Below are 15,025 nucleotides of genomic sequence, written 5' to 3' on the forward strand. Positions count from 1 at the left end.
CCCCTTAATCGACCGCGCGGTTGTGCGGCACATAACACGACGGCGGATGGGCGTCGCGCCACTTGCGCACCAATTGCTGGGCAGCAGCGATAGCTTGCGGCGTCATCACCAGCGCCATGCGACGGCGGTTGCTGACCGCCGCCACATCGCCCGCCTGCGCAGCCAGCGTGAGCCACATGAAGGACTGCGCCGGATCGCGCTCCACGCCGCGGCCGCTGCCGTACATGCCGCCCAGGTTGAACTGCGCCAGCGCATGGCCCTGCTCGGCCGCCTTGCCGTACCAGTCGACCGCCTGCAGATCGTCGCGCTTGACACCGACGCCGTTGGCGTACATCACACCCAGGTTGTTCTGCGCGCTGGCATCGCCCTGCTCGGCGGCGCTGCGATACCAGGCCGCAGCCAGCTCATCGTCCTTGCCCACACCGTGGCCGTTGGCGTACATCACCGCCACATTGAATTGCGCATGCGGCATGCCCTGCTCGGCCGCGCGCCGGTACCATTCCAGCGCCATCCGTTCATCGCGGTCGACACCACGGCCGCGCGCATACAGGCCGCCGAGGTTGTACTGGGCCAGCGCATGGCCGGCCTCGGCTGCGCGGCGGTACCAGGTCAAAGCCAGCTCGTCATCCTGCTCGACGCCATTGCCGGTGGCCAGCATCACGCCGAGGTTGAACTGGGCGTCGGCGTCTTCCTGCTCGGCGGCGCGCAACAGCCAGGCAAACGCGCGGCGCGGGTCACGCTGCACGCCCAGCCCTTCGGCGTACGCCACGCCCACCAGCCGTTGCGCCACCGGATCTTCCTGCGCCGCCGCCTGCCGGAACCAGGCCACGGCCTGCGCCTCGTTGCGCGCCACGCCGAGCGCGTGCTTGTACATCAGGCCGAGGCGAAGCTGGGCGTTGGCGTCGTTTTGCAGCGCGGCCTTGCGGAACCACGCCAGCGCCATCGGATAATTGCGCGCCACGCCGTAGCCGTTGCAGTAGGCTTCGCCGACCAGCGTCTGCGCGCTGGGCAGGCCCTGCTCGGCGGCGCGGCAGAAACAGGCCAGCGCCACCTCGTCGCTCTGCGGCACGCCGCGTCCCTTCTTGTACATTTGTCCGAGGTTTTGCTGGGCGGAGGCGTCGCCCTGGCGGGCGGCGCGGCGAAACCAGCTGGTGGCCAGATCATCGCTGTGGTCGACGCCACGGCCGTAGTAGTACATCACGCCCAGCTGATTCTGGGCGTAAGCCAGTCCCTGGACGGCAGCTTTGCTCATCCAGTCAAACGCCTGGGATTCGTCGCGCGCCACGCCATCGCCGCTTTTGTACATGCGGCCAAGATTGAACTGGGCGTAGGGATTGCCACGCTCAGCAGCGTCGAGGAACCACCGGTAGACGTCGTACCCTTCCTTGGCCGTGCATGGTTTTTTCACGATACACCTCTGACCAACGTGACAACACTGTTGATTAAAGTGTAAAACGCGTCCCCAGAACGGATTTGACGACGCTCAAACGGGCTGGCCGCGCTTTTGCAGGAATTGCGGCACCTTGGCGGCCGCCAACTTGTTGACCGACACCAGCAGGTCGGTGTCGACCTGGCGGATGCCGTACGTTGCGCGCAGATGCTGGCCGATATGGATCAGCAGCTTGGCGGCGACCTCCGCATCGGCCTCGGCCCGGTGGGCGGCGCTGCGGAACTGGATGCCCAGCGCGCCGGACAGCTGGCCCAGCTTGTAGCTGCCCAGCGTGGGGAACACGCGGCGCGACAGCTTGAGCGAACACACCAGCGACGCATGGCGCGGCGCCAGCGTCAGCCGTTCCGCCTCGGCGCGCAAGAACTTTTCGTCGAAGCTGGCGTTGTGGGCCGACAGCGGATCGCTGCCGATGAACTCCAGCAGCTGCGGCACCACCTCGCCGACCGGCGGCGCGTGGTCCACCATGGACTGGGTGATGCCGGTCAGGCCGGTGATGAAGGATGGGATGCGCACGCCGCAATTAATCAGCGACACATAGCGCTCGACCACCTCGCCGCCGACGATGCGCAACGCCGCCACTTCGGTGATGCGGTCGCCCATGGCGGGCGACAGGCCGGTGGTCTCAAAGTCGAGCATGACGATAGGTTGGTCGAGCATGGTTTATCCGCCAAATTTGCGGACGGCGTCCAGCGCCAGGCCGGCGCCGATGCTGCCGAACAGGTCGCCTTCGACCTTGCGCGCGGCCGGCAGCACGGCGCCGATGCGCTCGCGCAGCTTGCGCACGCCGCTGGAACCGCCGGTGAAGAACACCGTGTCGACGTCTTCCGGTTTGACGCCGGCGTCGCGCAGCAAGTTCTGCACCGTGGTTTCCACCGAGCCGACCAGGTGGTCGATCGCGCCGTCGAACAGCTCGCGGCGCAGCGCCAGCGTCACCGGCGGCGCCAGCCGGTCCAGCTCCAGCTGCACCACGGCGTCGGCGGACAGCGCGATCTTGCCCTCTTCCGCCTTCATCGCCAGCCAGTGGCCGGCGCGCTCGTCGATCAGGCGCTGCAGGCGGCCCAGTTTTTCCTGCTCGGCCGAATCGCGGATCAGGTCGGACAGCTGGGTCCACATCTTCTTGGTGTAGACCTGGTTGATGGTGTGCCACGTCGCCAGGTTGAAGAAGTAGCTGGACGGCACTTCGCTGTTGTTGCGCAGGCGGCTGCCGTACCCCAGCAGCGGCATGATGGACGACAGGCTCAGGTATTTATCGAAGTCGGTACCGCCGATGTGGACGCCGCCGTTGGCCAGTATGTCGTCGCGCCGCTCGGCCTTCCTGGCCCGTTCGGGCGACAGGCGCACCAGCGAAAAGTCCGAGGTACCGCCGCCGATGTCGGCGATCAGCACCAGTTCCTCGCGGTCGATTTGCGACTCGTAGTCGAACGCGGCGGCAATCGGCTCGAACTGGAAGGCGATGTCCTTGAAGCCGACCGAGCGCGCCACCTCGGCCAGCGTATCCTCGGCCAGCTGGTCGTTGTCCTTGCTGTCGTCGATGAAATACACCGGACGGCCGAACACGGCCGAGGTGAATTCCCGCCCGGCCGCGCGTTCGGCACGCTTCTTGAGCTCGCCGATGAATTGCGCCAGCAGCATGCGGAACGGCAGCGCGCGGCCGCCGACCTCGGTCTGGCCATCGATCAGGCTGGTGCCGAGCAAACTCTTCATGGAACGCATCAGGCGCCCCTCGTAGCCGGCCAGGTAGTCGGCCAGCGCCGCGCGCCCATAGGTGACTTCGTCGTCGTCCGCATTAAAGAAGACAACCGACGGCAAGGTGGTCTTACCCTCCTCCAGTCCCAGCATCACCGGATGGCCGGGACGCACCCAGCCAACGGTGGAATTGGACGTACCAAAATCAACGCCGCAAGCAATGGCCATCTTGCCCTTTCCGTTCAGCTAAAGGGGCGGGAGTTTATCAGATAAAGGCGCATCGCAGCAAACATTGCGCCTTAGCCACAAGAAAGAAGATATTTCTTTGCAGAAATGCGATAGTTGTTGCTATCGGGTAATTTTTTATTTATGCTCGTTTCACTATTAAAAGAACAATCCAATGGGCCTGCTTTCCACGATGAGCAAATCGAATCCGACTGTAGAGGATAGCGCAACCACGCTGAAAACGGTGATCGCCGGCGAAAACCGCCGCGTAACGTCGTATGACGTGGCGCAGCTGGCGGGGGTCTCGCAGTCTGCGGTGTCGCGCTGCTTCAAGCCCGGCGCCAGCGTTTCCAAGAGCACCTACGCGCTGGTGATGCAGGCCGCCGCCCTGCTCGATTATATTCCCAACGCCGCCGCCCGCAGCCTGATCACCCGCCGATCCAATATGGTCGCGCTGATCATTACCAACCAGGCCAATCTATACTACCCGGAACTGCTGGCCGAACTGAGCCAGCAGTTGACCGCGCGCGGCCAGCGCGTGCTGTTATTCACGTTGCAACATGAGGGCGATGTCGACCGCGTGCTGGCCGACGTCTGGCAATACCAGGTCGACGGCGTGATCGCCGCCGCACGCCTGACGGCCGAACACGCGGCCGAATTCGAGCGCCGCCGCATGCCGTTGGTGCTGTTCAACCGCAAGCTGCGCGACCAGTCGGTCAACACCGTCACCTGCGACCATGTGGAATCCGGCCGCATGCTGGCCTCGCGGCTGGCGGCTGCCGGGCATCGCCAATTCGGCATCATCGCCGGCAACGATCCGTACAGCGTGGCCACGGAACGCCAGCGCGGCGCCTGCGAACGCATCGCCGAGCTGGGCCTGCCGACGCCGGTGGTGGTGCCGGGCGCCTACGATTACCGTAGCGGCGCGCTGGGACTGAAAGCCATCATCGCCCAGCTGGGCAGCGTGCCGGACGCCATCATCTGCGGCAGCGACGTCATGGCGATCGGCTGCCTGGATTTCGCCCGCCACGAACTGGGGCTGGACGTGCCGGGCCAGTTGTCCGTGGCCGGCTTCGACGCCGTCGAACCATCCAACTGGATCAGCTACAACCTGACCACGCTGCGCCAGCCGCTGCCGAAAATGGCCGCCGCCGCCGCCGAACTGCTGTGTTCCCGCATCGACCGCCACGAAACCGACACCGAGCGGCGCGTGTTCAGCGCCCAGTTCATCGAAGGCGCCACCGCGCGCCTGACGCCGGTCGCCACCTCGATGGCGCCGCCGGCGATGGCGACGCCCAGCTTGCGGCTGCCGGTCGCTATAATGTAGCGGATGAACCAAACCAATCCGACCAATACACCCCGCTTCACCCCGCAAGGCCTGATTCCTACCGCAGAGCAGACCGCCATCCAGCTGGCCCAGAACAAGGTGGTGCTGGTGGACGCCAACGCCGGCGCCGCCAAGACCACCACGCTGGCGCTACGCATCGGTGAGGCGCTGGCGCGCAAGCTGGCGCCGGAGCAGATCCTGGCGCTGACCTTCACGCCGGAAGCGCGCGAAGTGCTGCGCCGCCGGCTGCAGGAAGTGGGCGTGCCGTCGGCCCTGGCGGAGCGCGTGGCAGTGCTGAGTTTCGAGGATTTCGCGGCCTGGATGATGGACCTGGCCGACAACGACGACGTACGCCAGTGCCGCGACCTGCGCGCGCTGAAAGAGCACGCGCTGCGCGCCATCGACCGCACCGCCGACCGCTACGCCGGCAGCGTCGACGGCCTGGAACTGCACACCCACAGCGTGGCGCTGAGCCAGTTTCTCGACGTCCAGCAAAGCCTGAAAGCCACCATGGCGCTCGACAGCGACGTCGAGTTCATGGGCCACGACGAAGCCGCCGAGCAGCTGGGCATACCGCTGAGCGACTACCTGGCCACGCTGGAGTACGAAGCGATGCGGCTGGACGGCGGCGCCGGCGCGGTGTTCCGCGGCCCGTTCGACGCCAGCTACGATCTGGCCTGCAACCTGCATCAGGGCGCCCGCCTGGCCGAGCAGTTCCCCGACTATCGGCTGGTGCTGTGCGACGAGCTGCACGACTTGAACGAAGCCTCGTTCCGCATCCTGGAGGCGCTGATCGACCGCCCGCCGTGCTTCTTCGTCGGCGCCGGCGACAAGGACCAGGTGATCCACGCCAAGCTGGGCGCCAGCGACGAATACCTGAAGCGCCGCTTCAACGAACGCTTTCCCAAGCTGGTGCGCTATCCGCTGACGCAAACCTGGCGCCACGGTCCGCATCTGGCCTACGCCATGGCCGAGTTCAAGCAGAAACGGGTGGAATCGGCCCTGCCGCTGCGCACCGAGATCCTGCACGCGCACTACAACGACGCGGCCGAATGCGCGCAGCGCGTGGTGGCCGCCGTGCGCCAGTGGAAGGCCGACGGCCACGCCTACGATGGCTGCGCCATCCTGATCCGCGACCGCCATCAGTCGATGGCCATCGAAAACGCGCTGATCGAAGCCGATATCGACTACCGCACGCCGCCCATGGCCGGGTATCTGCAGCGCGACGAGATCCTGTTCCTGCGCGGCCTGCTGGGCATCGCGCTCAAGGATTTCTCCGCCGTCAAATCGGAACAGGTGCGCGTGGCCGTGGTCGAAGCGCTGGTGGCGTTCAGCGAAATGAAGTTCTCCACCCACCGCATGGACAATTTCAAGCAGCAGATCATGAAGAGCCCGGACCTGCTGGGCGAACTGTTCATGATCGAGGACGAGCGCCGCGACGGCGTCGAGCCGGACTACCGCGACGTCGCCAGTGCCGGCACCAAGCGCGCCGTGATCGCCGCGCTGGCCTGGCTGTCGACCGTGGACCCGGCCGCGCCGGCCGCCGCCGTGCTGACCGAATTGTGCGAGCGCGTGCAACTGGCCGCCACCGCCCGCCGCATCTTCGTGCGCGCCTATGACGCCAGCGTCATCACCAGATCCATCGCCAGCCTGCTGGCAGCGGCTGCAGCTTCGGGCCAGAGCCTGGGCGAGTTCTGGAACGCCGTCAACGCGCGCGAAGCCTTCATCCGCCGCAAGCGTGACCGCAAGTCGGTATTGATCGAGTGCGCCGGCAATGCCAAGGGCAAGGAGTTCGAACACGTGATCCTGCCGTTCCTGGAGGAAGGCGAATTTCCCCATCCGTCGCAACCGCGGCGCGAGGAAGAAAACCTGTTCTACGTGGCCGCCACCCGCGCCCGCGCGCGGCTGACGCTGCTCGCGCCGTCCGATGCCGCCGCCCGCAGCAGCTTCATCGCGCAGATGCGGCTGCCTAAATCTTCAGCAGCCGCCGACAGCGCTTTGGAGCGCAATCAGCGCGCGCCAGTTGCCACGCCGCCTACGCGTTGCTACCTGACCGCCGGTTTCCAGGACAAGGATCACGTCAAGGCGCTGGGCGCCAAATTCGATATCGCCCGCCGCGCGTGGTATGTCGAAAGCGGGACCGACCTTACGCCATTTTCAGCCTGGATGAAAAAATAATGCAGGGGACCAATCTTTCCAAGGGAAACCCTTATATAATACCGGTCGCGGGCTGCGGAACAGCCTCACACCTAGCGTGTACACCATGTCCCTCCAACAAAATCAATTCGGGAGTATTTCGATGAAAGCTAAAACCAATATCCTGCTGGCAGCCTGCACCATCGCTCTGCTGAGCGCTTGCTCGACCCCAGCTCCGGCCCCTGCACCAGCACCGGCGCCAGCGCCAGTTGCTGCGCCAGCACCAGCGCCAGTAGCCGCACCAGTGCCAGCTCCAGTTGCTGCACCACTGCCAGCTTACCTGGACCCAAACAGCTCGATCTACAAAAATCGTAGCGTCTACTTCGACTTCGACAAGTACACCGTCAAGCCAGAGTTCGATGCACTGGTTGCTGATCACGCCAAGTTCCTGTCGGCCAATCCAAACGTCTCGATCAAAGTCGAAGGCAACACCGATGACCGCGGCGGCGCAGAATACAATCTGGCCCTGGGTCAGAAACGTGCCCAGGCCCTGATCACCGCCCTGAAAGTCCAGGGCGTGAAAGATGGCCAGATGGAAGCCGTCAGCTACGGTAAAGAAAAAACCACCGGTACCGACGATGCAGCGCGCGCACATGATCGCCGCGACGACATCATCTACCCAAGCAAGTAATTCAGCAGCATCGAACGCCCGGCACCGCCGGGCGTTTTTCATTGCGGCTCTGACTTTTGAGAGCGGCGCAAATCACTGGTAGTAGTTATGCTGGAAGTTTCCATTCATCCCATTCAGGCGAAGGAAGTTTCATGAAGAACCTCACTACTGCGGCCGGCGCACCGGTCGTCGATAATCAAAATACCCAAACCGCAGGCCCGCGCGGCCCGGTACTGCTGCAGGATGTCTGGCATCTGGAAAAGCTGGCCCATTTCGCGCGCGAAGTGATCCCCGAGCGCCGCATGCACGCCAAGGGCTCCGGCGCCTTCGGCACCTTTACGGTCACCCACGACATCAGCAAGTACACGCGCGCCGCGTTGTTCTCTGAAGTCGGCAAAAAGACCGATATCTTCATGCGTTTTTCGACCGTGGCCGGTGAACGCGGCGCGGCCGACGCCGAACGCGATATCCGCGGCTTCGCTGTCAAGTTTTACACCGAGCAAGGCAACTGGGATGTGGTGGGCAACAACACACCGGTGTTCTTCTTCCGCGACCCGCTGAAATTCCCGGACCTGAACCACGTCGTCAAGCGCGATCCAAAGACCAATCTGCGCAGCGCCGAAAACAACTGGGACTTCTGGACCCTGCTGCCGGAAGCGCTGCATCAGGTCACCATCGTCATGAGCGACCGCGGTATTCCAAAGGGCTACCGCCACATGCACGGTTTCGGCAGCCACACCTACAGCTTTATCAGCCCGGCCAATGAGCGCTTCTGGGTCAAATTCCACTTCGTTTCGCAGCAAGGCATCGAGAACCTGAGCGACGCCGAGGCGACCGCGCTGGTAGGCGTGGACCGCGAGAGCTCGCAGCGCGACCTGTACGACGCCATCGAGAACAAGGACTTCCCGCGCTGGAAACTGGCGGTGCAGATCATGCCGGAGGCCGATGCGTCCAAAGTGCCGTATCACCCGTTCGACCTGACCAAGGTCTGGCCGAAGGGCGACTATCCGCTGATCGACGTCGGCGTGCTGGAACTGAATCGCAATGCCGAGAACTACTTCGCCGACGTGGAGCAGGCGGCCTTCTCGCCTGCCAACGTGGTGCCGGGCGTGAGCTTCTCGCCGGACAAGATGCTGCAATCGCGCCTGTTCTCGTACGGCGACGCGGCGCGTTATCGCCTGGGCGTCAACCATCACCAGATTCCGGTGAATGCGCCGAAATGCCCGTTCCACAGCTACCACCGCGACGGCGCCATGCGCATCGGCGCCAGCGGCGGCGAACACACGCCCTATGAGCCGAACAGCCGTGGCGAATGGCAGGAAAGCCCGCAATTCAAGGAGCCGCCGCTGTCGCTGGAAGGTGCGGCCGATCACTGGAACCACCGCGTGGACACCGACTACTACTCGCAGCCGGGCAATCTGTTCCGCCTCCTGACCGCCGAGAAGAAGCAGCTGCTGTTTGAAAACACTGCGCGCGCCATCAATGGCGTGTCGAAGCCGGTGCAGGAACGTCACATCTACAACTGCACCCAGGCCGATCCGGCCTACGGCGCAGGCGTCGCCGCCGCCATCGCTGCGCTGGAAGGCAAGTAATACCGGTACAATGAGGCGGCCTCATAGACCGCCTCATTGACCGATGCCCTTCGTTTTTTTACTGATTGCGCTGCTCCTTCCCGCCGCGGCCTGCGCGCAGCAAGTCGCCTGGCTGTGGGACGGCGCAGCGCTTCCCGCGTGGTCACAGCAGGAAGCCGCAATCCTGCAACGCCATATTCTGCTGAGCGGCGACAACGCCCTCACCCGTCCCCGTGCCGGCTGGCCGCCCGCCTCGCGCATTACGCCGGTGGTGCATGTGGAAGTCAGCACCGTCAATCCCCCTATCGACCTCGAACGCCGGCGCGCCATGATCCTGCGCGCTATGCAGGAAGCTGCGGACGCCAGCACGTCCGGCTGGGTGCAGCTGGACATGGAAGCCAAACCGTCGCAGCGCGTATTCTATCGCTCCCTGGTGCGCCAGCTGCGCAGCGAGCTGCCGCCTCACATCAAACTGAGTGTGACGGCGCTGGCCTGGTGGTGCCGCTCGCCCGCATGGCTGGACGACCTCGGCGCCGATGAAGTGGTGCCGATGTTCTTCCGCATGGGGAAAGACAGCGCGCGGCTGCGCGACATCGTCGAGCACTCTCCCGCAACGCTGCACGCCAGCTGCCGCGACGTCGCCGGTTTTTCGCCACAAGAGCCATTTTCGCCGCAGGTGACGGCGCGCTATCGCAAAACATACTGGTTCGACCGCTACGCCTGGCAGCGTGGCGCCAACATTGGGAGCATTCCATGATTCGTTGTTTCAAAGCGGGCGTACTTGCCGGCACCCTGCTGACCATCGCCAACGCCGGCGCCAGCGGCGATGTGCCCTACGACCGCTTCGCCAGCCGCTACGCGCCGGACATCGCGTCGGGTCGCTACCAGGGCGGTGAACTGGGCGTGGTGCTGCCGACCTATGCGCGTCCCTATCTCTACGCCGCATGGCGCGATGTGATGCTGGGCGCGCGCGACCTGAAAGCATCTCCGGGCATGGAAGGTGGCCTGGCGGTGACGGTACAAGGACGCGTGGGAGGCTATGGCGACTGGCGCCAGAATGCACCGAACGACGTGTACGAAGCCTGGCGCCTGGCGGTCAGCGCAGCGTTGAAGCGCGAGATCCTGCCAGCGCGTGAGAACGACAATGTCGCCGCTACCTATCGCGCCTGTCCGGACACCAGCTACTTCTTCGCGGCGCAAACGCTGAACGATCTCGCCAGGCGCAGCGACGCCACGCCGGCGCGGTTGCAGGCGTGGGTTGCGACACAGCGGCAGGTGTTCCGCATCTGTGGCGATGATCCGGAGGTGCGTCATCCCGGCTATGGGCAGCCCAAGGTGGTGGTGGCGCAGCCGGCCGCGCTACCGGCATCGGAAGCGCTGTATTGGCGGCAGATGCAGGAGTATCAGCTGGCGTCAGCCACGTTTTACGCCGAAGACTACGCGGCCAGCGGCAAGCTGTTTGCCCGCATCGGCGCTACCGACAAACATCCGCTGCGGCATTGGGGCGAGTATCTGAGCCTGCGCTCGCTGGCGCGCGCGGCGACCTACCTGCCGTCATCGGTATCACAGGAAGAGCGCTGGAAGCAGCGCCAGGCCATCGCCGCCGAAAGTCCGGAAGCAACAGCGGCGCCGCAAGCGGCACAGCAAAAGAAAGTGGACGCCATCCAGGCCGGCATCGACCATATTGTCGCCGATCCCGCGCTGAAGGACTTGCACGAAAATGCCCGTGCCATCGGGCGCGCGATGCGCTCCACGCTGACGCCTGAAGTGCGCTTCGCAGAACTGAGCAAGGCACTCGACAACCCGCGCATCGATCCCTACGCCGATGACCAGTTGGGTGACTGGCGCCTGCTGGCGAATCACCTGATATCTGCGGTATCGCTGCGCAAATCGGTGGGTTTCATCGACTGGATACAAACCATTCAGGCTTGTTATGACTACAAGCCGCAAGCCAGCTGCGAACAGGAACGCGATCACGCGCTGGAGCAATGGCGCCGCTACGTCAAGGAGGCCAACAAGCCACAGGCGCGCGTGTGGCTGATGGCTGCCGCGATCCGTGGCGAGACGATGCCGCAGGATCTGGAGAAAGCCAGCCTGCAAGTGACGGCCGATGCGCCGGAATACCTGACGCTGCGCTATGCGCTGGCGCGTCACTATCGCGTCAGCAAGCAGGCCGATAAGGCTCGGGCACTGGAAGATGCCGTGCTAGCCAGCGCGCAGCTCCGCGCTGCAGCATCGCCGAGCGCGCGCAATCTGTTCCTGCAAGAGCGGCTGGCGATGGCGACTACGCCGGCGGAAGCGGCGCCGTATCTGCTGCGCGAACCGGTGGACGGCCATGATGGCGATACCGGCGAAAAGGCAGAGGCCAAACCGGTCAACCTGCAATTGGCGTCCGACGGCCAGCGCTGGCTGAATAGCGGCCTGTCCAACGCCGACCTGTACGCGTTGAGCGCCGACACGCGCCTGCCCGCGCCACTGCGCACGCGCATCGCCATCGCCGCATGGATGCGTTTTGATCTGCTGGGACAAGACAGCGCCGCCATCGCCGCCGCCAAACGCATCGAACAAAGCGCGCCAGCGCTGGCTGCGGACATGCGCAAATATCAGTCGCAGGCCAACGTACAGGAGCGGCGTCACATCATGCTGGTCACCGCGATGAAGTGGCAACTGACGCCGACACTGAACGCGTACATGGCGACGCGCGACGACTTGCCCTCACCTAACCTGGATGACGTCACGGCCAGCATGTGGTGCAAGCTGCCCGCCAAGGCCGGCGTCAGCATTGACGAAGACACCGGCATCGAAATCGCGCCGCCGTCGCCCGACACCGGCAACGCCGCCATCCGCGACAAGGAACTGGCGCAACTGGGCAGCCTGAAAACCGCTACCGGCTTTGTCGGCGACCACGTACTGCGTCGCGCGGCAGCGGTGCCGAAAGATCCGGAGCTGCCGTGGCTATTGTATGTGGTGGTGCAATCCACGCGCGGCGGCTGCCTGGATGCAGATGCCAAAGCGCTGTCGAAGAACGCCTTCACCCTGCTGGGCAAACGTTACGGCAACACCGAATGGTCGCGCAAGACGCCTTACTATTATTGATGTTAAGCGGTCGCCATCACGCCCGAGCGCTGCAGCAGCGCTTCGCAGCGCCTGGACAAATGCAGCACCTGCAGCGTTTTGCCGGCCTTGGCGTAACGCTCACTCAGCGAGGCCACGGCCACCACCGCAGAATGATCCGCCAGTCGCAGATGACGACAATCCAGCGTCACCTGCTGCGGATCGGCCTGCGGATCAAACAGCTCATTGAAATGCGCGATCGACGCAAAGAACAACGTGCCGTAGGGCGTGTACGTTTTGACGCCTTCGGCCTGCGTCACATCGGCGCGGATCTCGCGCGCGTGGCGCCAGGCGAAACTCAGCGCCGCAATCACAATTCCGCACAACACGGCGACCGCCAGATCGGTGGCCACGGTAATCGCCGTCACCGCCACAATCAGCAGCGCATCATGACGCGGAACCTTGCCCAGCACCTGCAGGGAGCTCCACGCGAACGTCTGCTGCGCCACCACGAACATCACGCCCACCAGCGCCGCCAGCGGAATGCGCTCGATCAGCGGCGACAAAAACAGTATAAACAATAAAATCATGATGCCGCTGACCGCGCCCGACACCCGCGTGCGGCCGCCGGAACTCAGGTTGATCATGGTCTGGCCGATCATCGCGCAGCCGCCCATGCCGCCGAACAGGCCGGAAGCCACATTCGCTACGCCCAGCGCCACGCACTCACGATTCGGCAAGCCGCGCGTCTCGGTCATTTCATCGGTCAGGTTAAAGGTCAGCAGCGTTTCCAGCAGACCGACCACCGCCATCAGCAGCGCATAGGGGAAGACAACGCGCAATGTGTCCATCGTCATCGGCAGTTCCGGCAGCGCAAACACCGGCAATCCGCCGGCGATGTGGGCCATGTCGCCCAGTGTGCGCACCGGCAGACCCAGTGTCGCGGACAACACGCCCACGCCGACAATCGCCACCAGCGCCGGCGGCAGCGCCCTGGTGAGGCGCGGGAGCAGATAGACAATCAGCATCGTCAGCGCCACCAGGCCGCACATCCACAGCAGTAAACTGCCATGGAGCCATGCCCCATCCGCCTTAAAATGTTGCAGTTGCGACCATGCGATCACGATCGCCAGTCCATTGACGAAGCCCAGCATCACCGGATGGGGCACCATGGTCACCAGCTTGCCCAGCCTTAGTACGCCGAACAACAGCATGATGATTCCGCTCAGCACCACCGTCGCCAGGAAATATTGCAACCCGTGTTGGGCCACCAGCGCCACAATCACCACCGCCATCGAACCGGCGGCGCCGGAAATCATGCCGGGACGGCCACCGAAAATCGCGGTGATCGTGCAAATAAAGAAGGCGCCGTACAGCCCTGTCAGCGGATTGAGATGCGCAACCAAGGCAAAAGCGATGCATTCGGGAACCAACGCGAACGAGGTGGTCAGCCCTGCCAGGGCATTTTTGGAAAGATTCATGAGGGGAAAAGACGGAATAACGGCGATGCGAAAAGGCAACAGTCGTGCATTTTACACGGGCTGCGCTAAATACTCATCGTTATGGTGAAGTGGCGCACATTCAATAACGGCGTGGCGAGGGCACAATGGCGACACTTATTCGATTAACCCAGCCAGTCAAACTACGCCATGACTACTCTGATATCCGCCACCTACGCCCTGCAACGCCAAAAAATCGCCGTGGAAAGAACGCTGTATGCGCGATCGGCCGAAGAATCCCAGCTGGCGGCCCGTTGGGCCAGCGCCTGGCACAAGCTGGTGCAGCGCAAACTGGACCAGGACCTGGCAGCGCGCATGCCGGCGCGGGCGGATTTCGGCGGTTTCCTGATCACGCCGCCGTCCCGCGTGCTGCATTAACTCCCTACCCTATCAAGCTGCGTAGCGTTGCTGCGCCGGTGCCGTGTTGCTGACGCGGCTCTGGTAGCAGCTGCCTGCGCGGCGTTCCATGCCTTCCCGATCCAGCACCGTGACCAGACCGCGGCGGTAGATAATCAGGCCTTCCTGAGCCAGCTTGCCTGCCGCGCCGGTGATGCTTTCGCGGCGCACGCCGAGCATATTGGCGATCATTTCCTGCGTGACCTTCAATTCGTTGGACAGCGAACGGTCCAGACGTTCCAGCAGCCAGCGGCACAGTTTCTGCTCAATGCTGCTATGACGGCTGCCTGCCACGCTTTGCGCCAACTGGGCGAACATTGCGCTGGTGTAACGCATCAGTTGCTGGGCCAGAGGGCCGCCGGTGTAGAACACATCGCGCAGCACCGAGGTCTTCAGACGGTAGCCATAGCCGGCGGTTTGCACCACGGCCGAGTAGCTGGCGCGCTCGGTAGGATGCAACGCCACGCCGACCACACCTTCACGGCCAACCACGGCGATCTCGGTCGTGGCGCCGTCTTCCATCACATACTGCAGCGAGATAATGGCGTTGGTAGGGAAATAGGTGTATTCGACGGTCGCGCCGAAATCGAACAAGTGCTTACCTTCTGGCAACGTCACCAATTCCAGGTCGCCGAACAGGGCCAGCAGATCGTCGCGCGACAGAGCGCGCAGCAAATCGTTCTGCTGAGCACCGATCAGGCTAACTTGTGGAGCAGCGGCTGGAGCGGAGTGAAGTGCGTTCATGGTAAGGCCTCTTGATAGTGTGTCTGTCTGGTTGATGTAGACACTATATCGAGCAGCCTAATCCTTCGGTATAGGAGCAACCTGCAGCCCTATGTAGGCTGCGAACATTGCAAAATGTCATCTTAGTCCTACGCACTCCGTAATCCGGGGTCAGATACCGTCTTGAATAGCAAGCCCTTTCGCCAGGTAATTGGGGTCAAAGGGCTTGTTTGTTTTGATGACGCCGTAAATGAAATGCGCCAGCTTATGCATGACGGCGCCGATGAC

General features: G+C 63.7%; 12 protein-coding genes. 7 read left to right on the forward strand and 5 right to left on the reverse strand.

Going from position 1 to position 15,025, the window contains the following annotated elements:
- Positions 1 to 4: 4 nt before the first annotated feature.
- From GTP55_RS17175 to GTP55_RS17185, 3 genes are all read right to left on the reverse strand, one after another.
- Positions 5 to 1,408: a tetratricopeptide repeat protein gene (locus GTP55_RS17175; RefSeq protein WP_161046072.1), complete on the reverse strand. Its 1,404-nt coding sequence runs from the start codon at positions 1,406 to 1,408 to the stop codon at positions 5 to 7.
- A gap of 75 nt (positions 1,409 to 1,483) precedes the next feature.
- Complete coding sequence (locus tag GTP55_RS17180) at positions 1,484 to 2,107, reverse strand: 3'-5' exonuclease (RefSeq protein WP_161046073.1); 624 nt, start codon at positions 2,105 to 2,107, stop codon at positions 1,484 to 1,486.
- A 3-nt stretch (positions 2,108 to 2,110) separates the two neighbouring features.
- Positions 2,111 to 3,364: an Hsp70 family protein gene (locus GTP55_RS17185; protein WP_161046074.1), complete on the reverse strand. Its 1,254-nt coding sequence runs from the start codon at positions 3,362 to 3,364 to the stop codon at positions 2,111 to 2,113.
- 172 nt (positions 3,365 to 3,536) lie between these two features.
- On the opposite strand from GTP55_RS17185, the gene GTP55_RS17190 reads away from it, so the two are divergent.
- The 6 genes from GTP55_RS17190 to GTP55_RS17215 all read left to right on the forward strand — a co-directional run bounded on the left by GTP55_RS17190 (position 3,537) and on the right by GTP55_RS17215 (position 12,161).
- Positions 3,537 to 4,688: a LacI family DNA-binding transcriptional regulator gene (locus tag GTP55_RS17190; protein ID WP_229257993.1), complete on the forward strand. Its 1,152-nt coding sequence runs from the start codon at positions 3,537 to 3,539 to the stop codon at positions 4,686 to 4,688.
- A gap of 3 nt (positions 4,689 to 4,691) precedes the next feature.
- The gene (locus GTP55_RS17195) at positions 4,692 to 6,866 is read left to right on the forward strand and encodes an ATP-dependent helicase (protein WP_161046075.1); all 2,175 of its coding nucleotides are present in this window, start codon (positions 4,692 to 4,694) and stop codon (positions 6,864 to 6,866) included.
- 121 nt (positions 6,867 to 6,987) lie between these two features.
- Entirely contained in the window at positions 6,988 to 7,515 is a 528-nt protein-coding gene (locus GTP55_RS17200; RefSeq protein ID WP_161046076.1) for an OmpA family protein, read from the forward strand.
- Positions 7,516 to 7,646: 131 nt separating this feature from the next.
- Complete coding sequence (locus GTP55_RS17205; protein ID WP_161046077.1) at positions 7,647 to 9,086, forward strand: catalase; 1,440 nt, start codon at positions 7,647 to 7,649, stop codon at positions 9,084 to 9,086.
- Between the two features lie 43 nt (positions 9,087 to 9,129).
- On the forward strand, positions 9,130 to 9,822 hold the full coding sequence (locus tag GTP55_RS17210; protein WP_161046078.1) for a hypothetical protein: 693 nt from the start codon (positions 9,130 to 9,132) through the stop codon (positions 9,820 to 9,822).
- The gene (locus GTP55_RS17215; RefSeq protein WP_161046079.1) at positions 9,819 to 12,161 is read left to right on the forward strand and encodes a hypothetical protein; all 2,343 of its coding nucleotides are present in this window, start codon (positions 9,819 to 9,821) and stop codon (positions 12,159 to 12,161) included. The genes GTP55_RS17210 and GTP55_RS17215 overlap by 4 nt, the downstream gene beginning before the upstream one ends.
- Positions 12,162 to 12,163: 2 nt before the next feature.
- Here the strand turns inward: GTP55_RS17215 and GTP55_RS17220 are convergent, their stop codons facing one another.
- Positions 12,164 to 13,600, reverse strand: a complete 1,437-nt coding sequence (locus tag GTP55_RS17220; RefSeq protein WP_161046080.1) for a SulP family inorganic anion transporter — start codon at positions 13,598 to 13,600, stop codon at positions 12,164 to 12,166.
- Between the two features lie 168 nt (positions 13,601 to 13,768).
- On the opposite strand from GTP55_RS17220, the gene GTP55_RS17225 reads away from it, so the two are divergent.
- Positions 13,769 to 13,996: a hypothetical protein gene (locus GTP55_RS17225; protein ID WP_161046081.1), complete on the forward strand. Its 228-nt coding sequence runs from the start codon at positions 13,769 to 13,771 to the stop codon at positions 13,994 to 13,996.
- A gap of 12 nt (positions 13,997 to 14,008) precedes the next feature.
- Here the strand turns inward: GTP55_RS17225 and GTP55_RS17230 are convergent, their stop codons facing one another.
- Positions 14,009 to 14,758, reverse strand: coding sequence for a Crp/Fnr family transcriptional regulator (locus GTP55_RS17230; protein ID WP_161046082.1), 750 nt, complete (start codon positions 14,756 to 14,758; stop codon positions 14,009 to 14,011).
- Positions 14,759 to 15,025: the final 267 nt, after the last annotated feature.

Source organism: Duganella margarita (genome assembly GCF_009857535.1).
Taxonomy (GTDB): Bacteria; Pseudomonadota; Gammaproteobacteria; order Burkholderiales; family Burkholderiaceae_D; genus Rugamonas; species Rugamonas margarita.